Origin of the sequence: Saccharopolyspora sp. NPDC050642 (assembly GCF_040654735.1) — a bacterium.
In the GTDB taxonomy this organism is placed as follows: Bacteria; Actinomycetota; Actinomycetes; order Mycobacteriales; family Pseudonocardiaceae; genus Saccharopolyspora; species Saccharopolyspora elongata.
Map to the genome: position 1 here is coordinate 76278 of NZ_JBFAIN010000024.1, position 24230 is coordinate 100507.

The following is a 24230-nucleotide window of genomic DNA, read 5'->3' on the forward strand; positions in this document are numbered from 1 at the left end:
ACCTTCGAGCTGAATCCGGAGCTGATTTGATCCACAGTGGTCTTTTCTGCGAAAAATAAAGCTGCGGAACGACTTTCGTCTGCTCTACCGTCGACCGCATGTTTGACATCCGGAGTTTTCGTTCCAGGGCAGACGAATTCGAAGAACTAGATCCGCGAAGCAGGTTGCAGACCCTGCAGCGGCATGCTTCCCGAGACGATCCGGCGGAGCGCGCCGGTCCGAACTACTCGGCGCCGCCACCGGATACCGGATCCGGCTCGCCTTGGCGGCGGCTGGCCGAGAGATGGCTACCCGAGTCCTTGCTGCGGTCCAGAGTGGACCCCGGCCGAATCGGTGTGCTCGCGCTCGCCCTGGCGTCCTTGGTGGTGCTGGTCTGCATCGTGGCCGCGACGTGGGCCGGTCAGCCCACGGCGGAACCCGCGCCGCCGCCGATCGTGCCGCCGCCGGCCCCGGTCACGACGGCGGCGCCGCCGGAGCTCGTCGTCAGCGTCGTCGGCCGTGTGACTCGCCCGGGCCTGGTCACCGTGCCGCCGGGCGCCCGGGTGGCCGACGCCGTCGCGTCGGCCGGTGGTCCGCTGCCGGACACGGACCTGACGGGTCTCAACCTGGCCCGTCGGCTGACCGACGGCGAGCAGCTCTACGTCGCCGTGCCGGGGGCGCCGCAGCCCGGACAACCCGGCGGCGACGGAAAGGTCGATCTGAACACCGCGACGGAGGACGAACTCGATGAACTACCAGGCATCGGCGAGGTCACCGCCAAGCGGATCGTGCAGTGGCGGGCCGAACACGGTCGCTTCGACTCGGTGGAGCAGCTGAAGGAGGTCGGCGGGATCGGCGAAACCCGGTTCGACCGGCTGCGGGAGGTGGTGCGGGTGTGATCGCGAGACTCGACCTGCGCCTGGTCCCGGCCGCGCTCGCGGTCTGGGCCGTGACGTTGACCGGATTGCTGGCGGGCTCGGTTCCGGCCGCGATCGTGGCGTTGCTCGCCCTGCTGGCCGCGCCGCTGGTGTGGAGGTCGGTACGCGCCCGCCCGGTCGCCCGGGGTGCCCTCGTGGTCCTGCTGCTGGCGGGCGTTGCCGCCACCGGGATCGCGGTTCGCGTCCACGCGGTTGAGCACCATCCGGTGCGGCTGGCCGCCGGACACGGCGAACGGGCGACGCTGCGAGTCACGTTGACGAGTGCGCCGACCCCGTTGCGCGGTGCGTCCTTCGGAGCCCGGCGAGCGGCGGACAGGTCGCTGGTCCGCGCCGAGTTGCAGGCAGGCGAGTTGGCCGGGCGTCGGGTGCTGGCAGGCGGCGCGGTGGTGCTGCTGGTCCCGACTGAGCAGTGGCGGAACCTCATTGCCGGACAACAGGTAACGGCGACCGGCAAGGTCTCCCCGCCGCGTGCCGGCGAGCTCACGGTCGCGGCTTTCCAGGTGTTCGGCCCACCGGCCGACGTCGCGGCCGCGCCGGGCTGGCAGCGCGTCGCGGAGGACTTGCGGGACGGCCTGCGGCGGGTCTCGGCCGACGTGCTCGACCCGGCCGCCGCGGGGCTGCTGCCGGGGCTGGTGGTCGGCGACACCGGGCGGCTGCCGCCGGAGGTGGAGCAGAACTTCGAGACCGCCGGGCTGTCCCACCTGACGGCGGTTTCGGGCGCCAACCTCGCGATCGTGTGCGGCGCGGTGCTGGTGCTGCTGCACCTGGTCGGCGCGGGGCCGGTCATGTCGGCAGTGGGTGCGGGCGCGGCGCTCGTCGGGTTCGTCGTCCTGGCCGGACCGGAACCGAGCGTGTTGCGCGCGGCGGTGATGGGCGCGATCACGTTGCTCGCACTGGTGCTGGGCAGGCAGCGGTCGGCATTGCCGGCGCTGTCCGCGAGCGTGATCGGTCTGCTGCTGCTCCTGCCGGACCTGGCGACCAGCGCGGGGTTCGCGCTGTCGGTCGCGGCGACTGCCGGGCTGGTGCTGCTGGCACCGGTGTGGTCATCGGCCCTGCGGGTGAGGGGAGTGCCGATCGGGTTGGCGGAAGCGATCGCCGTGCCGCTGGCGGCGCACGTCGTCACGGCTCCGCTGATCGCGGCGCTCTCCGGCGAGGTCAGCCTGGTGGCGGTGCCGGCGAACGTGCTGGCCGGGCCCGTCGTCGCACCGGCGACGGTGTTCGGCGTCCTGGCCACCGTGGTGGCACCGGTATCGGCTTGGTCGGCCGGCGTGTTCGGCCGGCTGGCGGCGCCGGAGCTGGAGTGGATCATCCTGGTCGCCGAGCGGGCCGCGGCGGTTCCCGGCGCGGCGTTCGACTGGCCATCGGGAACCGTCGGCGGGATCGCGCTCGCGGTGATCGCGGCGGTCGGGCTGATCGCCTTGCGCGGCAAGCGGATTCGCCTGGTGGTCGCAGTAGGGCTGCTGCTCGTGGTGCTGGTCGTGGTCCCGGTGCGCACCGTGCTGCCGGGCTGGCCGGTGCCGGGCTGGAGCGTGGTCGCCTGCGACGTCGGCCAGGGCGATGGGCTGGTGCTGGCCACCGGCCGCCCGGACGAGGCGGTGGTGGTCGACACCGGGCCGGATCCGCAACGGGCCGCGGAATGCCTGCGGCGGCTCGGGATTCGCCGGATCCCGCTGGCGGTGCTCACCCACCTGCACGCCGATCACGTGAGCGGGCTCGCCGCGCTGATGGGGAAGATCCCCGTCGACGCGGTCGCGATCGGCCCGCTGCGGCAGCCGGCGTGGGCGATGGACGACGTCGCGAGGGATGCCCGCGCGCACCGGGTTCCGGTCGTGCCGCTGTTGTCCGGGCAGCGCGCGGCCTGGCCGGGGCTGGTCCTGGACGTGCTCGGCCCGGACCCGGTGCTGGCCCGCACGCAGTCGGCCGACGACGCCAACGACGCGTCGATCGTGCTGCTGGCGACCACCCCGGCCGGCCGGGTCCTGCTCACCGGCGACGTCGAACTGCCCGGGCAGGGGCGGCTGGTGTCCTCCGGTGCGGATCTCCGGGCCGATGTGCTCAAGGTTCCGCACCACGGATCCCGTTACACCGCACCGCGCTTCCTGCAAGCAGTGCGCCCGAGGCTGGCCGTGATCAGCGTCGGCGCCGGCAACACCTACGGGCACCCCAGCCCGTTCATCGTCGACAACCTCACCCGTGCGGGCACGAAGGTGCTGCGCACCGATCAGGAAGGAGATATCGCGATCCTGCCCGGCCCGCAGGGCCCCCGCTACGTAGCCCGGGGCGACCCGCTGCGCGCAGGCGAGTCGTAGGACGAGGCGACCCGAGCGTCCGTGTTCGTCCCTTGTGGACGAACACGCGGCGCCACCGCCGTGCGGTGACGCCGCGTCCTCGAATCAGGTCGTCGGCTCAGAGGCCGAGCGCCTGATTGACCGCTTCGGTGGTCGGCGCGACGGTGGCCTTCGGGCCGATCTGGTCCTGCACCGCGTCCAGGGTCTTCAGGCCGTCACCGGTGATCAGCAGCACGGTCTCGGCATCCGGGTCGATCTTGCCCGCCTCGATGAGCTTCTTCGCCGTGGCCACGGTGACCCCACCGGCCGTCTCGGCGAAGATGCCCTCGGTGCGCGCCAGCAGCCGGATGCCGTCGCGGACCTCGTCGTCGGTGACGTCCTCGATGGCGCCGCCGGTCTTGCGCACGATGTCGAGCACGTAGGGGCCGTCGGCGGGAGCGCCGATGGCCAGCGACCGGGCGATGGTGTCCGGCCGCACCGGCTGGACCACGTCGTGGCCGTTCTTGTACGCCGTCGACACCGGGGAGCAGCCGGTGGCCTGCGCGCCGAAGATCCGCACCGGGCTCGGCTCCACCAGGCCGACCTGGCCGAGCTCGTTGAATCCCTTGTAGACCTTGGTCAGCTGCGAGCCGGAGGCGATCGGCACCACGATCTGCTCGGGGATGCGCCAGCCGAGCTGCTCGGCGACCTCGAAGGCCAGCGTCTTCGAGCCTTCGGAGTAGTAGGGCCGGACGTTGACGTTGACGAACGCCCAGTCCTCGTGCTCGGCGGCGAGCTCGGTGGCCAGCCGGTTCACGTCGTCGTAGTTGCCGTCGACGGCCAGCAGCGAACCGTCGTAGACCGCGCTCATCAGGATCTTGGCGCGCTCCAGGGTCTTGGGCACCAGCACCACCGAGTCCCAGCCGGCGCGGGCCGCGGCTGCGGCCACCGCGTTGGCGAGGTTGCCGGTGGAGGGGCAGGCCAGCACCTTGAAGCCGAATTCGCGGGCGGCGGCCAGCGCCACCGCGACGACGCGGTCCTTGAAGGAGTGGGTCGGGTTGCCGGTGTCGTCCTTGATCCAGATCCGCTTGACGCCCAACGCCTTCGCGAGGTTGTCGGCCCGGATCAGCCGGGTACAGCCCGGGTCGGTGTTCGGGTGCTCCTCGACGTTGGAGGGAACCGGGAGCAGCTGCTTGTAGCGCCAGATGGAACGCGGGCCGGCCTCGATGTCCTCGCGGCGGATCCGGCCGAAGTCGTAGGCGACCTCGAGCGGGGAGAAGTCTTCCAAGGAGACGAATTCCGGGGCCAGCGGCTGCCGGTGGCCCTCTTCCTTGGACACCAGTTCGACGGCATTGCCCAGGTCGTAGGTCTTCTTCGCCGAATTCTGGGCATGGGCAGCAGCGGTCATCGCGAGGTCCTCTCCTCATCTGTCCCGCGGACGGGTCGGAATTGGCACCGCTTTCGTCAGAGACCTCGCGGGTGAAATCACGATTCGCTGACGAACGGTTGCCGGGGCTTCATCGGGCCGTTCCCTCTGCCCCTCTGGATGAGCTATTCGGTTGTGCTGGCAACGCTAGTGGACCGCGCCGGGTTCTGGCCAGCACGATCCAGATGGCGGGACAGTCGCGGGTGCGTGCGACGATGCGTGCATGAGCGCACCGGCCGTGGTCCCCGATCCGCTGCATCTGGTTATCGGCGACGAAGAACTGCTGGTGGAACGCGCGCTGTGGGCGGCCGTCGGAGCGGCCCGCGCCGTGGACCCGGAGGCCGAGCTGCGCCGGGTGAAGGTGAGTGAACTCACTCCTCCGGAGTTGGCGGAGCTGCTCAGCCCGTCGTTGTTCGCCGAGGGCCGGGTGCTGGCCGTGGAGTCCGCGCAGGACGCGGGCAAGGAGATCGCCGAAGCGCTGCTGACGTACGCCCGGCAGCCGGCGGACGGGGTCACGCTCGTCGTCGTGCACACCGGCGGCGGCCGGTCGAAGCACGCCAAGGAACTGCCCAATGCGCTGCGCAAGCTCGGCGCGCGCGTCACCGAGTGCAACAAGATCACCAAGCCCGCGGAGCGGGAGGCGTTCGTCCGCGACGAGGTGCGCCGGGCCGGCGGGAAGACCGATGCGGCCGGCGTGGCCGCGCTGATCGAATCGGTCGGTTCGGACCTGCGCGAGCTGTCGGCCGCGGCGACGCAGCTGGTCGCCGACACCGGCGGCAAGGTCGACGAGACGGCGGTGCGCCGCTACCACCGCGGGCGCGCGGAGGTGACCGGGTTCGCGGTCGCGGAGAAGGCGGTGACCGGTGATCGGGCGGCGGCGCTGGAGGCCTTGCGGTGGGCCGTGCAGCTCGGCGTTCCGCACGTGCTGATCGCCGATGCCCTCGCCGATTCGGTGCGCACCATCGGCCGGGTCGCCGCCGCGGGCGGCCGGAACGATCCGTTCCGGCTGGCGGGCGAGCTCGGCATGCCCGCGTGGAAGGTGAAGAAGGCGCTGGCGCAGTCCCGCGGCTGGAACGCTTCGAGCCTCGCGCAAGCGCTGCAGGCGGTCGCGGAGGTCAACGCCGGTGTCAAGGGCATGGCCGCCGACGCCACCTACGCCCTGGAGCGGACCGTCCTCCGGCTCGTGGAGCTCCGCAACCAGCGTTCGTGACCCGCGCTTTCCCGTGAATGCAAACGGCCCCCTCCCCGTGGCGGGAAGGGGGCCGGAAGCTAGGCCTCAGCTCAGAGCTGGTTGGCGCGCTGCGCCAGCGCGGACTTCTTGTTCGCGGCCTGGTTCTTGTGGATGACGCCCTTGCTGGCGGCCTTGTCCAGCGCGCGGCTGGCGGCCTGCTGCAGCTCGATGGCCTTGTCCTTCTCGCCGGCGTCAGCGGCCTCGCGGAACTTGCGGATGGCGGTCTTGACCGCGGACTTCACGGCCTTGTTCCGCTGCCGGGCCAGCTCGTTGGTCTTGATCCGCTTCATCTGGGACTTGATGTTGGCCACTGTGGCGCCTCTTCTCAGTCTGTTGAATCGATCGTGCCGCGCTGTTGTTGGCGCTGCCCCAGGGCAGATTTCCTCCACGGCGGAATGCCGCACGGCACGGTCGTCCATGTTAACAGCGGCCACCTGCGCCGATGGTGGCGGGCGGGAGCGGGCGACGGCGGTCACATCGGCTCGGATCCCGCGCCTGCGGACCATAGGGTCACTCTTCGTGCTCGATGCGTTGAACTGGCCCGGATTCGCGGAACTTTCCCTGGCCGGGCTGTTGTTCCTCTGCTGCGCCGCGTTCCTGGCCGGGGCGGTCGACGCCATCGTGGGCGGTGGCGGCCTGATCCAGCTGCCTGCGATGCTGCTGCTCCTGCCCGGCGGCGAGGTGATCTACTCGCTGGCCACCAACAAGGTGGCGGCGATCGCCGGGACCACGGCCGCCGCCCGGACGTACGCGAAGCGGACGCCGATCGACTGGCAGGCCGCGCTGTCGATGGCGATCGTCGCCCTGCTCGGGTCGCTGGGCGGAGCCGTCCTGGCCGATGCGCTTCCGTCGCAGGTCCTCAACGTCATCGTGCTGGTCGCGTTGGCGGTCGTCGGCATCTACACCTGGCGCAAGCCCGAGCTGGGTTCGTCCGATGCGCCGCGCTTCGAGCGGCGCGCGCAGCTGCTCGTGATGCTCGCCGGCGGCGCCCTGATCGGCTTCTGGGACGGCATCGCGGGGCCCGGTACCGGCTCGTTCCTGGTGTTCCTGCTCGTCGGCCTGGTCGGTTTCGCGTTCGTCACGGCATCGGCGACGGCGAAGGTCGTCAACGTCGCCACGAACATCGGCGCGCTCGCGTTCTTCATCCCGGCGGGCAAGGTGCTGTGGGGCCTGGCGCTGGTGATGGCCGCGAGCAACATGGCGGGCAGCGTCCTCGGCGCGATGGTCGCCGCGAAGCGCGGATCCGGTTTCGTGCGGCGGGTTTTCCTGACGGTGGTCGTCGGGCTCGTCATCAGCCTCGGCTGGAAGCTCGCCGCGGGCGTGTAGACGCGGGAATCGGGCGGAGTAACATCAACGCCTGGTTGTGCCTAGGGTTCCGCTCCCGCTCCGCTGCAGGTCGTCACAACTAGGAGCGCGGGGGACCGGTCCGAGCGGCACCGGCGATCGCGTGAGGAGTGCGGTCGCACATCTGACGGGACAAAAGCCTGGAGGAACCCGGATGCCGCGCGCCCGCGTGGCACGGAGAGGGTTCCCATGGGCCTGGCCGCCGTTCTTCTCGTCGTCACCGCCGCGTTCGCGCACGCGGGGTGGAACTTCTTCGCCAAGCGCGCCGGGTCGGCCGGGGCCGGGTTCGTGTGGCTGACCGCGACGTGCAGCGCCGTGTTGTACCTGCCGGTGGCGGCGGCATCGCTGTTCTGGACCGGGATGCCCGTGCTGGGCGACTGGCTGCTGGGCGTGCTGGTCAGCGCGGTCGTGCACCTGGCGTACTTCCTGCTGCTGCAGCGCGGTTACGCGGTCGGCGACATGTCGGTGGTGTACCCGCTGGCCCGCGGCACTGGCCCCATGCTGGCGATGATCATCGCGGTGTTGGTGCTGGGGGAGCGCCAGGGCTGGCTCGGGGTGCTCGGTGGGCTGCTGGTGGTCGCCGGGGTTTTCGTGATCGGCCTGTCCGACGGGGTGCCGCGTTCCGGCGCGAGCCTCGCGGGCGTCGGTTTCGGCCTGCTGACCGGCTCGCTGATCGCGATCTACACGGTGTGGGACGCGCACGCGGTGACGGGCCTGGCGCTGTCTCCGCTGGTGTTCGACTGGACGAGCAACCTCGCCCGTTCGGTGATGCTCAGCCCGTACGCGGCGACCCGGCGGACCCAGATCGCACGCACGTGGCGAGAACACCGCCGCGAGATCCTGGCGGTGGCGTTGCTGTCGCCGCTGGCGTACATCCTCGTCCTGTTCGCGATGCAGCTCGCCCCGGTGAGCCTGGTGGCCCCGGCCCGGGAGCTGAGCATCGTCCTGGCGGGCCTGCTGGCCTGGCGGCTCCTGGGCGAAGCCCAGCCGACGCGCCGGATGACGGGTGCCGTGGTGGTCCTGGCCGGGGTGGTGCTCCTCGGAATCGCCTGATGACCCCGGTTGCTCGGCGGCCGCCGGTCCGCACGGGTAGAAACGGGGCATGGAGGTCTTGAACAGCCGATTGATCCTCCGGCCGCGGGATTGGCAGCGGTCGTTGCGGTTCTACCGTGATGTGCTCGGGCTGGCCGTCTCGCGGGAGTTCCCCGGGGGCACGGTTTTCTTCCTGGGGCAGGGTTTTCTGGAGATCTCCGGCACGGGCGGGCCGGGGCCGAGCCCGGATCAGGTGCTCTGGTTGCAGGTGCGGGACGTGCGGGCGGAGTTCGAGCGGCTCCGGGGCCGTGGCGTGACGGTCCTGGCGGAGCCGGCGCGGCAGCCGTGGGGCCTCGACGAGGGCTGGGTGGCCGATCCGGACGGGATGCGCATCGTGCTGGTCGAAATCCCGGCCGACCACCCGATCCGGACCGACGTCCGCGACCCCGCCCCGGAGTGATCGCCGGCACCCGTCGGCGACCCTATTCCGGCCGGATGGCCCGGGTTTGGGCCTGGGTGGTGCCGTGGTCCGGTTGCCAGGCCCAGGTCTGGACGTCGGCGAAGCCCGCCGCCTGGACGTCGGAGTGGAGACCGGCCCGGCCACCGGGCAGCCAGCGCTCGTGGGTCGACAGCAGCAGGACGCCGCCGGGCCGGAGCACGCGGTGCAGCTCGGCGAGCGCTGCGGCGCGATCCGGCCACAGCTGGACGTTGTTCACGCTCAGCACCACGTCGAACGCGGCGTCCGGCTGCCCGGTCGCTTCGGCGGTGCCGTCCTCGACGGCGACGTTGGGCAGCTCCGCGCACCGGCGGCAGGATGCCTGCCGCATCGGTGCCGACGGCTCGACCGCGACGACCCGCGCCGCGCGCTCGCCCGCCGCCCGCAGCCCCACACCGGGCCCGGGCCCGATCACCAGGACATCTTCCGCGCCGGTCAGCTTGGCCAACCGCACCACCTGGTGCTCGGCCGCCGCGTTGCCGCGCGCCATCAGCGCGCCGCCCGCGGCACCCAGCAGACCGCGCGGGTGACCGAACGCACGATCCAGGGCGAAACCGGCGAAATGACCCATAGGGCCAGCTCAGCAGCCCGAAGCCGGTGCTCGCATCGGGGATGACCCGGAGTTGGACGCCGAGTACCGGGCGTGTCATGGGACGATGGGGTGAACCCCGCACCAGTCGACATCCGCGAGGAACACTGAGTGAGCAGTTTCGCCGACACCACGTTCACGCCCCCGGAGCGAATCCGGAACTTCTGCATCATCGCGCACATCGACCACGGCAAGTCGACGCTGGCCGACCGCATGCTGCAGCTGACCGGTGTGCTGGAGGAGCGCGCGTACCGGGCGCAGTACCTCGACCGGATGGACATCGAGCGGGAGCGCGGCATCACGATCAAGGCGCAGAACGTGCGCCTGCCGTGGACCTCCGACGGCGTCGACCACGTGCTGCACATGATCGACACCCCCGGTCACGTCGACTTCACCTACGAGGTCAGCCGGTCGCTGGCGGCCTGCGAGGGCGCGGTGCTGCTGGTCGACGCCGCGCAGGGCATCGAGGCGCAGACGCTGGCGAACCTGTACCTCGCGATGGAGCACGACCTGCAGATCATCCCCGTGCTCAACAAGATCGACCTGCCGGCCGCCGAGCCCGACAAGTACGCCGCCGAGCTGGCGCACATCATCGGCTGCGAGCCGGAGGACGTGCTGCGGGTGTCGGCCAAGACCGGTGAGGGCGTCGGTTCGGTGCTCGACGAGGTGGTGCGGCAGATCCCGGCGCCCAAGGGCGTCTCCGACGCGCCGCCGCGCGCGATGATCTTCGACTCGGTCTACGACACCTACCGCGGCGTGGTGACCTACATCCGGGTGGTCGACGGCAAGATCACCCCGCGGCAGCGGATCCGGATGATGTCCACCGGCGCGACCCACGAGCTGCTGGAAGTCGGCATCATCTCGCCGGAGCCGAAGCCGTCGGGGGGCCTCGGCGTCGGCGAGGTCGGCTACCTGATCACCGGGGTGAAGGACGTCCGCCAGTCCAAGGTCGGTGACACGATCACCGCCGAGCGCAAGGGCGCGGAAGAGCCGCTCAGCGGCTACCGCGAGCCGAAGCCCATGGTGTACTCGGGGCTCTACCCGGTGGACGGCACGGACTACCCGCTGCTGCGCGAGGCGCTGGACAAGCTGCAGCTCAACGACGCCGCCCTGACCTACGAGCCGGAGACCTCCGGGGCGCTGGGCTTCGGGTTCCGCTGCGGTTTCCTCGGTCTGCTGCACCTGGAGATCACCCGGGACCGGCTGGAGCGCGAGTTCAACCTGAACCTGATCTCCACGGCGCCGAACGTGGTCTACCACGTGGAGATGGAGGACGGGTCGGAGCTGGTGGTGACCAACCCGTCCGACTGGCCCGAGGGCAAGATCAAGGACGTCCTGGAGCCGGTCGCCAAGTGCACGATCATCGCGCCGTCGGAGTTCGTGGGCACGATCATGGAGCTGTGCCAGAGCCGGCGCGGGCAGCTGTCCGGGATGGACTACCTGTCGGAGAGCCGGGTCGAGCTGCGCTACTCGCTGCCGCTCGCGGAGATCGTGTTCGACTTCTTCGACCAGCTGAAGTCGCGGACCCGCGGTTATGCCTCGATGGACTACGAGGAGTCGGGCATGCAGGCGTCGAACCTGGTGAAGGTCGACATCCTGCTGCAGGGCGAGCCGGTGGACGCGTTCAGCGCGATCGTGCACCGCGACGCCGCCTACGCCTACGGCACGAAGATGGCCTCGAAGCTGCGCGAGCTGATCCCGCGGCAGCAGTTCGAGGTGCCGATCCAGGCGGCGATCGGGTCGCGGATCATCGCCCGCGAGACGATCCGCGCGATCCGCAAGGACGTGCTCGCCAAGTGCTACGGCGGTGACATCAGCCGGAAGCGCAAGCTGCTGGAGAAGCAGAAGGAAGGCAAGAAGCGGATGAAGACCATCGGCCGCGTCGAGGTCCCGCAGGAAGCCTTCGTGGCGGCGCTGTCCACCGACGAGGCCAAGGACGACAAGGCCAAGGGCAAGAAGTAGCGCTCAGGCCCCGGTGCCGGCGATCGGAGTGCCGTCACCGGGGCGCCCGCTATGCCGCGCGCAGGTCGTGTTCGTCCAGCCAGGACGCGACTGCGGTGGCGATCGCTTCGGGATGGTCTTCCGGGGTGTGGTGACCGGCGACGAGTCCGCGGTGGGCGATGTCGAGGTTGGCGATGTTCGTCGCGCACCAGTCGATGAGCTGCGGGGTCATCATGGTTCCCGGTCCGGGTTCGAAGGTGAACATCAACTTGGGCACGTCCGTGCTGGTCGCCAGCCATTCGTCGTAGTCGCGGACCCTGGCGGTGACGTCGGCCGGCTCTCCGCCCAGCGGCATCGCGCGCGTCCAGCGCAGCAGCGGCAGGCGGCTGTCGCGGGTGGCGTAGGGCTTGCGGTAGGCATCGAGGGTCTCGGCGTCGAGCCGGGTGGCGACGGTGCCCTGCAGCCCGACGAAGAGGTCGCCGTCCAGAACCATCTCCTCGCCGACGCCCGGGGTCTTGAACGCGCGGAAGAGGTCGCGGCCCGCCGCCGGGAACTCCTGCCAGGACATCGGTTTCACGATGGTCTCGGTGAACGCGACGCCCCGGACCCGCCCGGGATGGCGCGCGGCCCAGTCGAATGCCAGCGCGCCGCCCCAATCGTGTCCGATTAGGACGACGGCGTCGAGGTCCAGCGCATCGAACCACGCGTCCAGGTAGCGGGCGTGGTCGTCGAAGGCGTAGTCGATGCCGGGCTTGCCCGAGTCGCCCATGCCGATCAGGTCCGGCGCCAGCCGCCGGCCGGGATCGCCCACGGCCGGCAGGACTCGCCGCCACAGGTATGACGAGGTGGGGTTGCCGTGCAGGAAGACGATCGGCACGCCGGTGCCGGTCTCCCGGTAGAACATGGTCGAGTCGAGAACGCGTGCGACAGGCAAGGTGTTGTCTCCGTGGCGGTTCAGATCGTGTTGGTCGCGGTCACTCGAAGGCCGCGATGTTGTTCGCCGCCCACTCGGCGAAGGTGCGGGCCGGTCGGCCGAGGAGCCGCTCGACATCGGGGCTGACCTGCTGCAAGGCGCCCGGCGTGCCCAGGATGTCGAGGGTGCTGTCGACGACTGGTTCGGGCATGGAGCGGACCATCCGGGCTTTGGCTTCCGCCCGGGTCTGCTCGACGAACCGCACCGGCTCGCCCAACGCCTCGCCGATCGCCGCGGCCTGCTGCCGGGGAGTGATCGGCGCGGGCCCGGTCAGGCCGTAGGCGTGGCCGGCGTGGTGGGCGTCGCGCAGTGCGATGGCAGCGATCTCGGCGATGTCGGCCGGATGGACGGCGGGCAGCCCGACATCACCGAACGGTGCGGCGATCGCTCGCTGCGCGCGGACCGTTTCGGCCCACTGGAAGGCGTTGGAGGCGAAGTTCCCCGGCCGCAGCAAGGTCCATTCCAGGCCCGACCGCTTGACCGCGTCCTCGAACACCGGCGGGTGGTGCCCGGTGCTGACGCCCTGCGAGGACAGCAGGACGACCCGCCGAACTCCGCCGGCCCGCGCGACTTCCAGGACGGTGTCGAGGCTGCCACCGGCTCCGGCGAAATCGCCCGAGGTCAGCAGGAAAAGGGCAGTGGCCCCATCGACGGCGGCTTCGAGCTTCGCCGGATCCGCCAGGTCGGCCTGCTGGTGCCGGACGCCCGCCGGCACGTCCTGGGCGGAGATCCGCCGGGACACCGCCGTCACTTCCTCGCCCGCCGCGAGGAGGGACTGCACCAGCGGCCGCCCAACGTTCCCGGTCGCTCCGGTCACCACGATCATTTCGTGCTCCGTTTCCGAGTTCCTGCGTTGACTCGGCGAAGCTACTATCGGTGGGCTAGTAGGTACCTAGAGGAAAGTATTGGGCGAGAGGGGGAAATGTGCGGGAGGACACACGCCGGCGCGGTGGCGAAGAGGTCGCTCCGGAGAACGCCTGCCCGATCGCGCCGGTGGTCGACATCGTCTTCAGCCGGTGGACCACGCCGATCCTGTGGGCGCTCCACGAGTACGGCCGCCAGCGGTTCGTGGAACTGCAACGCCGGATCACCTCGATCACTCCCAAGGTGCTGACCCAGCGACTCCGCGCCCTGGAGCGGGACGGTCTAGTCGTGCGCAGCTACTACGCCGAGGTCCCGCCGCGGGTGGAGTACGAGATCAGCGACCTCGGGCGCAGCCTGGCGCCGCTTTTCGCCGCGCTCGCGGAATGGTCGGTCAACCTGGACGAGGTCGAGCGGGCCCGCCAGGACTACGACGCCAGGAAGCAGATCCGCGCGTGATCCGAGGGCCGGCTACTGCCTCGCGGGAACGACGGCGTCGCGTGCCGCTTCGCTGAACGGAATCGGCCTGAGCAGGGCGAGTCGGCTGGCGGTGCGTGCGACGTCGGTGCCGTCCGCCAGCGTCCCGGCGATGCTGTGATCGGCCAGCACGTGCGTGGTGATGTCCTTGTCGCACAACACGTCCACGACGTTGGCGAAGCGCTGGCGGGCGTCCGGTCCGCAGTCGGCGAGCCTGGGCACGCCGCTGATCACCCAGGTGTCGAACCGATCGGCGAGCGCGAGGTAGTCGCGCGTCGAGGTGGGCGTCGCGCAGAGTTCGTGGAAGTCGAACCACACCAGCCGGTTCCGCACGGCCAGTGCGCGGAGGTTCCGGCCGTTGATGAGCAGCGTGCTCTGCTCCTCGCTGCCCGGCGGCGGGAATTCGCACCCCGGCCATTGCCAGGTGCCTTCGGCGAAGCGCCCTTGCCGGTTGGTGGTCCGGTAGTCGGTGGGGCCCGCGAGCGCGATGACTTCCTGGTGCGCCTCGATGAGTTCGATGGCGGGCAGGAACAGGTGGTGGTACAGCGGGTTGGGCAACAGCCCGGCCGGCGGGTAGTTCGACGTCGTCACGAGCGTGACGCGGCGCGCGTGTAGGGCGCGCAGCAGGTGGGTGATCAGCCCCGCGTCGCCTGGGTCGTGCACGTGGAACTCGTCGAAGTACACCAGCCTGCATCCGTCGAGCAGCTCGGCCACAGCCGCGTCCACCGCGCTCGATCCGCTCGACGCGCGGTGCCGGGCGGCGGTGCGGTGCAGCCGGTCGAAGAAGTCGTGGAAGTGCACGCGCAGTTTGCCGCGGACGGGTGCTTCGGCGAAGAACGTGTTCACCAGGAAGCTCTTGCCACGCCCCACCGGCCCGTGCAGGTAGAGCCCGCGCGGCCGGTGGAAGTGCTTCCGCAGTTCGGCGCCGAGCGCGGCGAGCTTGTCGGCGACCGGTCGTTGCGCGTCGTCGAGTTCGAAGCCTTGCTGAGCGGCCGCCAGGTCGAAGCGCGCACGCAGTGTTCCGGGTGATCCGGCTCGGTCGGTCAACTTCCCTCCCCGCGACTCTGCGCCCGTAGAGGCTCTATAGATGTAGAGTACGGGTGGTGCCGGGGAGGTTGGGTGATGTGTGAGCAGGACCGCCGAACGCGCATCGCGGATGCGGCGATCGAGATCGTCGCGGAACAGGGCGTTCGCGCGTTGACGCACCTGGCCGTCGACTCCCGGCTGGAGCTGCCGCGAGGATCGACGTCGTACTACATGCGGACGAGGCGGGCGCTGCTGGAGGCTGCAGTGGCGCGGTTGGCGGTGCGGGCGAGGGCGGATTTCGACGCGATCGCGGGCCAGCGCTCAGATCGGGCGCCGGATGTTCGCGGCGCGGCCGACGGGATCGCGGTCCAGCTGGACCGGATGCTCGGGCCCCGCCGGAGCGACACGATTGCCCGGTATGCGCTCGTGGCGGAGGTCTCCGCGGCCGCGGAGCTGCACGAGCCGCTTGCGCGGGCGGCGTTCTCCCGTCCGCTGGCCGTCGAGCTGCTGATCGCCTTGGGGGCATCCGATCCGGAGTTCGCCGCCGCCGGTCTGGTCAGCCTGTGCGAGGGGCTGGTGTTCGACCGGGTCATCGGCAGCCGGTCGCTGGATGCGCCGGAGCCCGGCAGCGCGGCCAGCATCGAGGAGCTTTCGCAGGTGGTGCAGGCATACCTGCGAGGCGTGCTCGGCGGTTGAATGTCGTCCACATTGGAGCTTCGCGTTGCTCGATCGCGGATCAGTTCTGGTCGGCGGCGAGTTAGTCCCACACGAGGGAAAGGACGCGACTGCCTTCGGGTGTAGTGGGTTCGTCACCGGGCTCCTCGATCGCGTAGCCCTCGATGACGCCATCGGCTTGCAGGGATTCCGCGTGGCCGTGTCACGCAACTGCGGCGCGACGACCGCGCGAGAGCTCGGGTCTTGCAACGGTTTGTCGAATGCGTGGCGCTGCGGCACGGATTCCGAGGCCCTTTTCCGGTCAGGCGCCGGTGACGACCCGCATGAAGACGACGGGTTCGGCCTCCTCGTTGAGGTAGGCGTACTGCTGGTCGCTGGCGATGACGGCGCTCTGCCCGGGTCCCAGCGTCCGGGATCCGGTTTCCAGCACGAGGGTCAGGCGGCCGGCGAGGACGTGGTGGATCTCCTGCGCGCCGGGCCGGTCGGGCTCGGCGTCATAGCGTTCCCCGGGAGCGAGGGTCCAGCGCCAGAGTTCGGCCCGCGGATCCTGCGTCGCGCCGAGCAGGAGCGCGGCACTACCTCCCGGGGCTTGCCACACCAGGGTTCCTTCGGTCTCCCCGCCTGCCACGTCGCCATCGGGCAGGGCCAGGGCGGCGAAGTCGGTGTCCAGGGCGCGTGCGACGCGGTCGATGGTGGCGAGGCTGGGGTTGGCCTGGCCGAGTTCGATCTGGGTGAGCATTCGTCGGCTGACCGTGCTGACCTCGGCGAGCTGCTGCACGGTCCAGCCGCGCTGTTTGCGCAGCTCCCGGATGCGCCCGCCGATGCGGGTGACGAACTGGGGCGCGGCATTGCTGCCGGCGTCGACCTCACTGCTCACGATGAGCAGCATAGTGCACACGCGGCTTGCCTGAGCTTCACATGAGCAATATGTTGCTCATTGCGCGAGTTGGCAACACGACGAAGGGGCGGCCCCGGTGAAGATCCGCGAGTTCGCAGTCGAGCAGTGGATGAACGAATACGAGGAGACCTGCCGCTACAACCTGGCCGAGACCTGCGTCCGCTCGCTCACCACCGGTGAGCTGCTGGACCTGTCCGGCCGACGCGAGGAAGTGCTGGCCGAACTGGACGCCACCCCGCTCACCTACGGGCCGATCCCGGGCAGCCTGCGCCTGCGCCGCCTCGTCGCGGGCCTGTACGCGGCCCAGCGCCCGGAAAACGTCCTGATCACCCACGGGGCGATCGGCGCGAACGCGCTCGTGCACGCCACCCTCGTCGACCCGGGCGACCACGTCGTGGCCGTGGTCCCGACCTACCAGCAGCACTACTCCATCCCTGGCAGCTACGGCGCCTGCGTCGACCACCTGCCGCTGCGCGAGGAGAACGGATGGCTGCCCGATCTGGACGAGCTCGACAGCCTGGTCACCTCTGGCACCAAACTCATCGCCGTCAACAACCCCAACAACCCCACCGGCGCCCTCATCGACGAAACCGGCTTGGACCGCATCGCCAAGATCGCCGAGCGCGCCGGCGCGTGGGTGCTGTGCGACGAGGTCTACCGAGGCGTCGACCAGGACGGCAACGGGTTCACCACCTCGATCGCCGACCTGTACGAGCGCGGCATCTCCACCGGAAGCATGTCGAAGGCCTTCTCCCTGGCGGGACTGCGCCTGGGCTGGATCGTCGGCCCCACCGGGCTGCTGCGAGCGGTCGCCACCCATCGGGACTACACCACGATCAGCGTCGGGCGCCTCGACGACCTCCTGGCCTGCGTCGCCCTGGAGAACAAGGAAGCGATCCTGGCTCGCTCCCGCCACATCACCCGCACCAATCTCGCCATCCTCGACGAGTGGGTCAGCAGCCGCGACGACGTCAGTTACGTCAAACCCGCCTCGGGCACCACCGCACTGCTGCGCTACCACGCGCCCATCGGCTCCTACGAGTTCTGCACCCGCCTGCTGGAGCACGCCGGCGTCATGTTCACCCCCGGTGCCGCGTTCGACATCGAGCACACCGCACGCATCGGCTTCGCCGACGACACCCAGACCCTGCGTTCCGGCCTGCACCTGGTCGGCAAGTACCTCGACCAACTCGCCCGGGAATGACCACCTTCACTCACAGCCAGGGAACGACGGCACGTGGAGGCGGCGGTGGCTCAGTCGTCGAGGGCGTCGACGACGGCCCGGGTGGCGGCTTCGGTCCCGCCCTCGGGGCAGCCGTTGGGGAGCAGCCGGACGCCACCCTGGCGGTATGCCCGTGCGACGGCATCCTTGACGCGCGCCGCAGTCGACCGGTCGCCGAGGTGTTCCAGCATGAGAGCGGCGGCGAGGATCTGCGAGGTCGGATTCGCCTTGTCCTGCCCGGCGATCGCGGGGGCGCTGCCGTGGATGGGTTCGAAGTAGGCGGCGTGGTCGCCGATGTTCCCGGACGGGCACATGCCGAGCCCGCCGACGGTCGCCGCACCGACGTCGCTGAGGATGTCGCCGAGGAAGTTCTCCATGACGAGCACGTCGAAGTGCCCGGGATCGGCGACGAGGTCGTGCCCGGCGGCGTCGGCGTAGCGGTAGTCCCGTTCGATGTCGGGGTATTCGTCGGCGATCTCGTCGAAGATCGCCCGGAAGAAGGCGAAGCTGCGCAGCACGTTGCTCTTGTCCACGCAGGTCACGCGGCGGACGCGGTCGGCGGGCGCGCCATCTCTCCGGCGCGCGAGCTCGAACGCGAAACGGACGACGCGTTCGGTGCCTTCCCGGGTCATGAGCAGCTGGTCGGCGACGGCGCGGTCGTTGCCGACGCCGCGCCCGCGTGAGAGGTAGAGCCCCTCGGTGTTCTCGCGCACGATGACGTAGTCGATGCCCGATTCGGCGCTGCGCAGCGGGGTCGCAGCACCGGGGAGCAGGGTGATCGGGCGGACGTTGGCGTAGGTGTCGAGCCCGCCGCGCAGGATCCCGCCGAGGATTCCGGCCTCGGTGCCGTCGGGGTGGCGGACATCGGGCAGTCCGACCGGGCCCTTGAGGACACCGTCGTAGGTGTTGCGGATCCGGTGCAGCACCTCCGGGCTCAAGGCCGTTCCGGTGCGGCGGAAGGTTCCCGCGCCGCCGTCTTCGGTGGTGAAGTGCAGGTCGGCGGAAGCGGCCCGGAGCACCTCGACGGCGCTTTCGACGAGCTCGGGGCCGATGCCGTCACCGGGGATCAGGGCGATCGAGAACTGTGGCCGGGAGCCCATGCTCCTCCTTCGGATCGTGTGCCCGGTGCCGCGCGGTCGAGTCGTTCTCGCCGCGCGGCAACGTGGAAAGGACTGTCCGAATCGGACTGACGATCAGCCTTGGTGCGCCTCCACGAACGCGTACACGTCGGCCTCGTCCACGCCGGGGAAGGTGTCCGACGGCAGCGCGGCGAGCACGTGCGAGTGCGCCCGCGCCGACGGCCACACCATGCCTTCCCACCGGCTCGCGAGATCCGACGGCGGGCGCTGGCAGCATTCGCCGTTCGGGCACTTCGACTTGGAGTGGTTGTTGGTGTCCCGGCCCCGGAACCACCGCGACTCCGTGTAGGGCACGCCGAGGGTGATCGCGAAGTCCCGCCCGCGGCTGGGATCGACGTGCGCGACGCACCAGTGCGTGGCACCGGGCTTGTCGGTGTACTGGTAGTAGGTCGAGTAGCGGTCGGAGGAGGCGAACACCTGCCGACCTGCCCAGTACCGGCACATCCGCTGTCCCTCGATGGCGCCGGTCGGGTCGCTGGGGAAGACCAGCCCGTCGTTCTCGTACGCCTTGTAGATGATGCCGGTTTCGTCGTTGCGCACGAAGTGGCAGACGAGGTCCAGGTACTGGGTGGCGAGGTTGGTGAACCGGTGCGCGGCCATCTCGTAGGACACCGAGAACACGTCGCGCAGGTCTTCCACGGCGAGGTCGCGCTCGGCCTTCGCGTCCTGCAGGAACGGCACCGCCGTCTGCTCCGGGACCAGGACCGCGGCGGCGAAGTAGTTCGCCTCCACGCGCTGCCGCAGGAAGTCTGCGAAGTCGCGGGGCTGCCGGTGGCCGAGGCTGAGGTGGCCGAGGGTCTGCAGCAGGATCGTCCGCGGGCTGTGCATGCCCAGCGATTCGCGGCGCAGGAAGATCCGCCGGTTCTTCAGGTCGGTCACCGAGCGCACCGAGCGGGGCAGGTCGGTGACGAACCGCAGCCCGTAGCCGAGATGCGTGGCGATGGACTGGATCAGCCCCTCCGACAGCGGGCCGCCGTGGTAGCCGACCTTGTCGAGGATGCCGGCGGCGGTCTTCTCGATCTCGGGGAAGTAGTTGCCGTGCTCGCGCATCATGCCGCGCAGCTCGGCGTTGGCCTTGCGGGCTTCTTCGGGTGTGGCGACCTGCTTCGTCTCGCGGCGCTTGAGCTCTTCGTAGAGCGCGAGGACGTGTTCCAGCGCTTCGGTGGGGACGCGCTTGCCGACCTTCAGCGGCGGCACGCCGAGCCGCTGGTAGAGCGGGTCGAGCTGGGCCTTCTCCACGGCGATCTCCAGCTCGGCGCGCCGGTTCGGCGGCTTCTTCGACAGCAGCTCGTCGACGGAGGTGCCCAGCGCATCGGCCAGCGAGCGCAGCAGCGACAGCTTCGGCTCGCGGTGGCCGTTCTCCAGCAGCGACAGCTGCGACGGCGCGCGCCCGACCCGCTCGCCCAGCTCGACGAGGGTGAGCCCGGCCGCGCGCCGCAAGTGCCGCAGCCGCTGACCGAAGACCAGAAGGTCGTGTTCTGTTGAAAAATTGCGGTCTTCTTCAATGGCGAACTCCGTCATGGCGTTGATGCTAGCAGAAAAAATTCAAAAATTACCCCGAAATTCTGGTCGTGTTTCGCTGGATCAGGGCCAAGACTGGGATCAACAAGCCGCAGGGCAATCCCGGAAGGGGAACATCATGAGCATCCGCGAGCAGGCGAAGCAGGCAACCGAAGAACTCCAGCGCGACTGGGACACCAACCCGCGTTGGAAGGGCATCGAGCGCACGCACTCGGCCGAAACGGTCATCCGCCTCCGCGGTTCCGTGCGAGAGGAGCACACCCTCGCCCGGCAGGGCAGCGAGCGGCTGTGGAAGCTGCTGAACGAGACCGACTACGTCAACTCGCTCGGCGCGCTGACCGGCAACCAGGCGGTCCAGCAGGTCCGCGCCGGCCTGCAGGCCATCTACCTGTCCGGCTGGCAGGTCGCCGCGGACGCCAACCTGGCCGGCGAGACCTATCCGGACCAGAGCCTGTACCCGGCCAACTCCGTCCCGTCGGTCGTGCGGCGGATCAACAACGCCCTCAAGCGCGCCGACCAGATCAACTGGTCCGAGGCCCTGGACCCGCAGGGCGCCGGCGGTGAGAGCGAGGACATCCACTGGCTGGCGCCGATCGTCGCCGACGCCGAGGCCGGTTTCGGTGGCGTGCTCAACGCCTACGAGCTGATGAAGGGCATGATCGCGGCCGGCGCCGCGGGCGTGCACTGGGAGGACCAGCTGGCCTCCGAGAAGAAGTGCGGCCACCTGGGCGGCAAGGTGCTCATCCCCACCGGCCAGCACGTCAAGACCCTCAACGCCGCGCGCCTGGCGGCCGACGTGGCCGGCGTCCCCAGCCTGGTCATCGCCCGCACCGACGCGCAGGCCGCGACGCTGCTGACCAGCGACATCGACGAGCGCGACCAGCAGTACGTCACCGGGGAGCGCACCCCGGAGGGCTTCTACAAGGTGCGCAACGGCATCGAGCCGTGCATCACCCGCGCCCTGGCCTACGCGCCGCACTCGGACCTGATCTGGATGGAGACCTCCACCCCGGACCTGGAGGTCGCCCGCCGGTTCGCCGAGGCCGTCAAGGACAAGTACCCGGAGCAGATGCTGGCCTACAACTGCTCGCCGTCGTTCAACTGGAGGAAGAACCTGGACGACAGCACCATCGCCAAGTTCCAGCGCGAACTCGGCCACATGGGCTACAAGTTCCAGTTCATCACGCTGGCCGGCTTCCACGCGCTGAACTACAGCATGTTCGACCTGGCCAAGGGCTACGCGGCGGACGGCATGACGTCCTATGTGGACCTGCAGGAGCGCGAGTTCGCCTCGGAGTCCCGCGGCTACACCGCGACCCGTCACCAGCGCGAGGCGGGCACCGGCTACTTCGACCTGATCAGCACCGCGGTGAGCCCGGACTCCTCGACCACCGCGCTGGCCGGTTCGACCGAGACCGCCCAGTTCCACTGATCCGGCTGACCAATTGAATCCGTGGTCGGCGCGCGGGCAGCGCGCCGACCACGCCCTAGACGCACCAGCGGCCCTGTGGCGGGGTGTCGGAAAATCGCGATGGTGCGAGTGGGCGGGAACCCAGGCGTCGGGTTCCCGCCCACTTTTTTCTTGCCCGATCCAGTGATCATCGGCGCCGGCTGTATCTGTACGGGCCCTTCGCTCCTCTTTATATGCGGGACCCCGAAACCTCGGGGCGCACGAGCGGAGGGAGCACGCGATGTCTATCGATCTTGGCGGGCGGCGGTTCACGGTCCAGGACCTGGAGGCTTTCCCGGAGGACGGTCGCCGGTACGAACTCGTCGACGGCGAGCTGCTGGTGGGCCCGGTGCCGGGCTGGCCGCACCAGGCGGCGCTCGGGGCGCTGTTCGTCCAGCTGCACCGGGCTAGTCCGCCCGAATACCGGGTGCTGTCCGCGCCGTTCGCGGTGCGCCAGGACCTGTGGACCGAGTTGCGACCGGACATCCTGGTCGCGCGCTACGCCGACCTGACGATGCGGAACCTGCGGGCCGCACCGGTGCTGGCGGTGGAGGTCGCATCGCCGAGCAGCCGGTTGAACGACATCAGCCTGCGCAAGGCCGCCCACGCCAGGCTGGGCACCCAGCACTTCTGGCTGGTCGATCCGGATCTCGAGGTGCCGTCCGTGACTGCCTGGGAGCTGGTCGGCGGCAGCGACTACCAGCGGGTGGCGCGAGTGGTCGGCGACGAGCTGTTCGAGCCGGAACGACCATTCCCGGTCCGGTTCGCCCCGGTCGACCTGGTCGCCGGGTTGCGGCCCTGACGGAACGGTCTTCGCAGGTCAGCGGGCCACCGGGCGCCACATGCCGTAAACGGTGAGGCCACCGGCGACCGGGTACTCGTGGATCACGCGGAACCCGAACCGCTCGAAGCGGTCCACGGCGGCGTGCGCCGTGGCTTCCAGGTAGACCGGGGTGTCGTGGGCGTCGGCACGGGCCAGCCCGGATTCCAGCAGGGCGCTGCCGATGCCACGACCGCGGGCGTCCGGCGTGGTGCCGATGGCGGCCAGGTGCCAGTGCGGTTCGTCGGGCCGGTGGCTGTCGGTGGCGTTGAACGTCTGGATCGCCCTTGCGGTTTCGGGAAGCCGCCAGCGGAACACCGACAGCAGTGCCGGGAGGTGCATGAGGCGTCGGCCGAGCGGCGCGGCTTGGCTGCCCGGCCGGTCCCACACCGCGACGGCGTGCGGGTGCCCGTCCAGTTCGGCGATCTCGGTGCCGTGATCGAGGTGATCTTGGTTCAGCAGAAGGGAGAACAGTGCGCGGAGCTTTGTTTCTCGCTGCGCTTCGAGCGGCAGCAGCGCTGCCATCCGGGGCTCGTCGCTGTATGACGCGCTGAGCAAGCCGGCCAGCGCCGGGGTGTCTGCACTGCTGGCGGCGCGGAGCGCGAGGCCGTCGCGCGTGGTGGTTCGCATGGGGGATGCCTTTCCGATCAGCTCCTCAACTCCGTTATGCCCAAAGGAAAGGAGAAATGCCGTTGAAAGAGTGCCGGATCACGCAAGGTTGAGCCCGCGGCCTCGGACGGCGGTGCCGGCGCGGTCGGTGCTGTGGTGTGCGCGATGCTCTGATGCGCTCATGGTGAGGGCGGGATTACCGTCGAAACATGATCGCAGAGAGACGAATTCCCCTGATCGCCGCGCCGATGGCGGGTGGCGTCTCCACGCCGGAACTGGCCGCGGCCGTGAGCGCCGAGGGCGGCCTCGGTTTCCTGGCTGCGGGGTACCTGTCGGCGGATGCGCTGACCGCTCAGATCGCGGCGTTGCGCGCGCTCACGTCGGAGCCGTTCGGGGTGAACCTCTTCGTCCCGGGTGAGCGTCGGGATCTCGATCTCGCCGACTACTCGGCGCGGGTGGCGGCGGCAGCCGCGCGGCACGGGGCCGAGGCGGGCTCGCCGAGCTGGGACGACGACAACTACCCGGCCAAGGTGGAGGTGGTGATCGCCGAGCGCGTCCCTGTCGTGTCGTTCACCTTCGGGCTGCCCGAACGGTCCATTGTGGAACGTCTGCGCGAGGTGGGCTCCGAGGTCGTGGTCACGGTCACGACGCCGCAGGAGGCGCGCGCTGCCGCGGATGCGGGAGTGGACCTGCTGTGCGTGCAGGGCGTGGAGGCCGGCGGACATCGCGCGGTGTTCAACGACGATCCGGCGCTACCGGGCGGCGGGCAGCTGTTCGGCCTGCTGGCGGCGATCCGGCTGATCCAGGCCGAGGTCGACCTGCCGATCATAGCGGCGGGTGGCCTGGTGCACGGCGCGGATGTCGCTGCGGTGCTGGCCGCGGGAGCGGTGGCGGCGCAGCTGGGCACTGCGTTCCTGGTGTGCTACGAGGCGGGCACGCAGCCGACGCAGCGCGCCGAAATCGCGGCGGGACAACGGGAAACCGCGCTGACGCGCGCGTTCAGCGGCCGCCCGGCGCGAGGGCTGGTGAACCGGTTCCTGGCCGGCAACGGTGACGCCCCGGCGGCGTACCCGCAGCTGAACAACCTGACGAAGCCGATGCGAGGTGCCGCGGGCAAGGCCGGCGACGCGGAGCTGATGTCGTTGTGGGCGGGCCAAACCTACGGGCAAACGCGCCCGCTGCCCGCAGCGGAACTGGTGCGCCGCCTGGCCGAGGAGGCCCGCCAGGCGCTGCAGCAGGCCGGCGCCCGGCTGCAACCACGGCGCTGATCGCGCCCGGCCGGCAACCGGGCGCGATCAACCGAACACTGCCGCGCG

At 70.2% G+C, this 24230-nt stretch carries 23 protein-coding genes and 1 riboswitch; of the genes, 13 read left to right on the plus strand and 10 right to left on the minus strand.

What is annotated here, in order from left to right:
• The first annotated feature begins 107 nt into the window (after positions 1-107).
• Both AB0H93_RS29570 and AB0H93_RS29575 read left to right on the plus strand, forming a co-directional pair.
• Positions 108-878 carry a ComEA family DNA-binding protein gene (locus tag AB0H93_RS29570; RefSeq protein ID WP_358576749.1) on the plus strand — a complete coding sequence of 257 codons (771 nt, stop codon included), beginning with the start codon at positions 108-110 and terminating at the stop codon, positions 876-878.
• Positions 875-3226 (plus strand): ComEC/Rec2 family competence protein, encoded by a 2352-nt coding sequence (locus AB0H93_RS29575; RefSeq protein ID WP_358576690.1) that lies wholly within the window; start codon positions 875-877, stop codon positions 3224-3226. The genes AB0H93_RS29570 and AB0H93_RS29575 overlap by 4 nt, the downstream gene beginning before the upstream one ends.
• A gap of 97 nt (positions 3227-3323) precedes the next feature.
• Here the strand turns inward: AB0H93_RS29575 and thrC are convergent, their stop codons facing one another.
• Entirely contained in the window at positions 3324-4592 is a 1269-nt protein-coding gene (gene thrC / locus AB0H93_RS29580; protein WP_132489125.1) for a threonine synthase, read from the minus strand.
• Positions 4593-4604: 12 nt separating this feature from the next.
• Positions 4605-4737: riboswitch (SAM riboswitch) on the minus strand.
• A gap of 96 nt (positions 4738-4833) precedes the next feature.
• Between thrC and holA the strand changes: the two genes are divergently transcribed.
• Complete coding sequence (holA, locus tag AB0H93_RS29585; protein WP_132489123.1) at positions 4834-5820, plus strand: DNA polymerase III subunit delta; 987 nt, start codon at positions 4834-4836, stop codon at positions 5818-5820.
• A gap of 71 nt (positions 5821-5891) precedes the next feature.
• On the opposite strand, the gene rpsT is transcribed toward holA, so the two are convergent.
• Positions 5892-6152, minus strand: coding sequence for a 30S ribosomal protein S20 (rpsT, locus tag AB0H93_RS29590; RefSeq protein WP_093271622.1), 261 nt, complete (start codon positions 6150-6152; stop codon positions 5892-5894).
• 208 nt (positions 6153-6360) lie between these two features.
• On the opposite strand from rpsT, the gene AB0H93_RS29595 reads away from it, so the two are divergent.
• The 3 genes from AB0H93_RS29595 to AB0H93_RS29605 all read left to right on the plus strand — a co-directional run bounded on the left by AB0H93_RS29595 (position 6361) and on the right by AB0H93_RS29605 (position 8677).
• Positions 6361-7167, plus strand: a complete 807-nt coding sequence (locus AB0H93_RS29595) for a TSUP family transporter (protein WP_132489121.1) — start codon at positions 6361-6363, stop codon at positions 7165-7167.
• A 207-nt stretch (positions 7168-7374) separates the two neighbouring features.
• On the plus strand, positions 7375-8238 hold the full coding sequence (locus AB0H93_RS29600) for an EamA family transporter (RefSeq protein ID WP_358576691.1): 864 nt from the start codon (positions 7375-7377) through the stop codon (positions 8236-8238).
• A gap of 49 nt (positions 8239-8287) precedes the next feature.
• Positions 8288-8677 carry a VOC family protein gene (locus tag AB0H93_RS29605; RefSeq protein WP_358576692.1) on the plus strand — a complete coding sequence of 130 codons (390 nt, stop codon included), beginning with the start codon at positions 8288-8290 and terminating at the stop codon, positions 8675-8677.
• A 22-nt stretch (positions 8678-8699) separates the two neighbouring features.
• On the opposite strand, the gene AB0H93_RS29610 is transcribed toward AB0H93_RS29605, so the two are convergent.
• Positions 8700-9284: a class I SAM-dependent methyltransferase gene (locus AB0H93_RS29610; protein WP_358576693.1), complete on the minus strand. Its 585-nt coding sequence runs from the start codon at positions 9282-9284 to the stop codon at positions 8700-8702.
• A gap of 129 nt (positions 9285-9413) precedes the next feature.
• On the opposite strand from AB0H93_RS29610, the gene lepA reads away from it, so the two are divergent.
• Positions 9414-11264 carry a translation elongation factor 4 gene (gene lepA, locus AB0H93_RS29615; RefSeq protein ID WP_358576694.1) on the plus strand — a complete coding sequence of 617 codons (1851 nt, stop codon included), beginning with the start codon at positions 9414-9416 and terminating at the stop codon, positions 11262-11264.
• A 49-nt stretch (positions 11265-11313) separates the two neighbouring features.
• On the opposite strand, the gene AB0H93_RS29620 is transcribed toward lepA, so the two are convergent.
• Both AB0H93_RS29620 and AB0H93_RS29625 read right to left on the minus strand, forming a co-directional pair.
• Positions 11314-12177, minus strand: a complete 864-nt coding sequence (locus AB0H93_RS29620) for a haloalkane dehalogenase (protein ID WP_358576695.1) — start codon at positions 12175-12177, stop codon at positions 11314-11316.
• A 40-nt stretch (positions 12178-12217) separates the two neighbouring features.
• Complete coding sequence (locus AB0H93_RS29625) at positions 12218-13042, minus strand: NAD(P)H-binding protein (protein ID WP_358576696.1); 825 nt, start codon at positions 13040-13042, stop codon at positions 12218-12220.
• Between the two features lie 98 nt (positions 13043-13140).
• Between AB0H93_RS29625 and AB0H93_RS29630 the strand changes: the two genes are divergently transcribed.
• Complete coding sequence (locus AB0H93_RS29630) at positions 13141-13536, plus strand: helix-turn-helix domain-containing protein (protein WP_358576697.1); 396 nt, start codon at positions 13141-13143, stop codon at positions 13534-13536.
• 12 nt (positions 13537-13548) lie between these two features.
• Here AB0H93_RS29630 and zapE read toward each other — a convergent pair whose 3' ends face one another.
• Positions 13549-14601, minus strand: a complete 1053-nt coding sequence (gene zapE, locus AB0H93_RS29635; protein ID WP_358576698.1) for a cell division protein ZapE — start codon at positions 14599-14601, stop codon at positions 13549-13551.
• Between the two features lie 75 nt (positions 14602-14676).
• On the opposite strand from zapE, the gene AB0H93_RS29640 reads away from it, so the two are divergent.
• Positions 14677-15276 (plus strand): TetR family transcriptional regulator, encoded by a 600-nt coding sequence (locus AB0H93_RS29640; protein ID WP_358576699.1) that lies wholly within the window; start codon positions 14677-14679, stop codon positions 15274-15276.
• Between the two features lie 280 nt (positions 15277-15556).
• On the opposite strand, the gene AB0H93_RS29645 is transcribed toward AB0H93_RS29640, so the two are convergent.
• Positions 15557-16132, minus strand: coding sequence for an XRE family transcriptional regulator (locus tag AB0H93_RS29645; protein WP_358576700.1), 576 nt, complete (start codon positions 16130-16132; stop codon positions 15557-15559).
• Positions 16133-16229: 97 nt separating this feature from the next.
• Between AB0H93_RS29645 and AB0H93_RS29650 the strand changes: the two genes are divergently transcribed.
• Positions 16230-17357, plus strand: a complete 1128-nt coding sequence (locus tag AB0H93_RS29650) for an aminotransferase (RefSeq protein ID WP_358576701.1) — start codon at positions 16230-16232, stop codon at positions 17355-17357.
• Positions 17358-17407: 50 nt separating this feature from the next.
• On the opposite strand, the gene AB0H93_RS29655 is transcribed toward AB0H93_RS29650, so the two are convergent.
• Both AB0H93_RS29655 and AB0H93_RS29660 read right to left on the minus strand, forming a co-directional pair.
• On the minus strand, positions 17408-18475 hold the full coding sequence (locus AB0H93_RS29655; protein ID WP_358576702.1) for an isocitrate/isopropylmalate family dehydrogenase: 1068 nt from the start codon (positions 18473-18475) through the stop codon (positions 17408-17410).
• 93 nt (positions 18476-18568) lie between these two features.
• Positions 18569-20035, minus strand: a complete 1467-nt coding sequence (locus AB0H93_RS29660) for a helix-turn-helix domain-containing protein (RefSeq protein ID WP_358576704.1) — start codon at positions 20033-20035, stop codon at positions 18569-18571.
• A 118-nt stretch (positions 20036-20153) separates the two neighbouring features.
• Between AB0H93_RS29660 and aceA the strand changes: the two genes are divergently transcribed.
• A complete protein-coding gene (aceA, locus tag AB0H93_RS29665) occupies positions 20154-21467 on the plus strand; it encodes an isocitrate lyase (RefSeq protein ID WP_132489097.1) in 1314 nt (437 codons plus the stop codon).
• A 259-nt stretch (positions 21468-21726) separates the two neighbouring features.
• Positions 21727-22287 (plus strand): Uma2 family endonuclease, encoded by a 561-nt coding sequence (locus AB0H93_RS29670; RefSeq protein ID WP_358576705.1) that lies wholly within the window; start codon positions 21727-21729, stop codon positions 22285-22287.
• Positions 22288-22305: 18 nt separating this feature from the next.
• Here the strand turns inward: AB0H93_RS29670 and AB0H93_RS29675 are convergent, their stop codons facing one another.
• Positions 22306-22935: a GNAT family N-acetyltransferase gene (locus AB0H93_RS29675; RefSeq protein ID WP_358576707.1), complete on the minus strand. Its 630-nt coding sequence runs from the start codon at positions 22933-22935 to the stop codon at positions 22306-22308.
• A 188-nt stretch (positions 22936-23123) separates the two neighbouring features.
• Here AB0H93_RS29675 and AB0H93_RS29680 point away from each other — a divergent pair, with 188 nt between their 5' ends.
• Positions 23124-24182 carry a nitronate monooxygenase gene (locus AB0H93_RS29680; protein ID WP_358576708.1) on the plus strand — a complete coding sequence of 353 codons (1059 nt, stop codon included), beginning with the start codon at positions 23124-23126 and terminating at the stop codon, positions 24180-24182.
• The last annotated feature ends 48 nt before the right edge of the window (positions 24183-24230 follow it).

What these genes read in the sequence shown, in the direction of transcription:
- AB0H93_RS29625 (WP_358576696.1), bottom strand. Translation starts at nt 13,042, where the DNA reads ATGATCGTGGTGACCGGAGCGACCGGGAACGTTGGGCGGCCGCTGGTG.
- AB0H93_RS29675 (WP_358576707.1), bottom strand. Translation starts at nt 22,935, where the DNA reads ATGCGAACCACCACGCGCGACGGCCTCGCGCTCCGCGCCGCCAGCAGT.
- AB0H93_RS29655 (WP_358576702.1), bottom strand. Translation starts at nt 18,475, where the DNA reads ATGGGCTCCCGGCCACAGTTCTCGATCGCCCTGATCCCCGGTGACGGC.
- AB0H93_RS29640 (WP_358576699.1), top strand. Translation starts at nt 14,677, where the DNA reads ATGTGTGAGCAGGACCGCCGAACGCGCATCGCGGATGCGGCGATCGAG.
- aceA (WP_132489097.1), top strand. Translation starts at nt 20,154, where the DNA reads ATGAGCATCCGCGAGCAGGCGAAGCAGGCAACCGAAGAACTCCAGCGC.
- AB0H93_RS29670 (WP_358576705.1), top strand. Translation starts at nt 21,727, where the DNA reads ATGTCTATCGATCTTGGCGGGCGGCGGTTCACGGTCCAGGACCTGGAG.
- holA (WP_132489123.1), top strand. Translation starts at nt 4,834, where the DNA reads ATGAGCGCACCGGCCGTGGTCCCCGATCCGCTGCATCTGGTTATCGGC.
- AB0H93_RS29605 (WP_358576692.1), top strand. Translation starts at nt 8,288, where the DNA reads ATGGAGGTCTTGAACAGCCGATTGATCCTCCGGCCGCGGGATTGGCAG.
- thrC (WP_132489125.1), bottom strand. Translation starts at nt 4,592, where the DNA reads ATGACCGCTGCTGCCCATGCCCAGAATTCGGCGAAGAAGACCTACGAC.
- AB0H93_RS29680 (WP_358576708.1), top strand. Translation starts at nt 23,124, where the DNA reads ATGATCGCAGAGAGACGAATTCCCCTGATCGCCGCGCCGATGGCGGGT.
- AB0H93_RS29660 (WP_358576704.1), bottom strand. Translation starts at nt 20,035, where the DNA reads ATGACGGAGTTCGCCATTGAAGAAGACCGCAATTTTTCAACAGAACAC.
- AB0H93_RS29600 (WP_358576691.1), top strand. Translation starts at nt 7,375, where the DNA reads ATGGGCCTGGCCGCCGTTCTTCTCGTCGTCACCGCCGCGTTCGCGCAC.
- AB0H93_RS29610 (WP_358576693.1), bottom strand. Translation starts at nt 9,284, where the DNA reads ATGGGTCATTTCGCCGGTTTCGCCCTGGATCGTGCGTTCGGTCACCCG.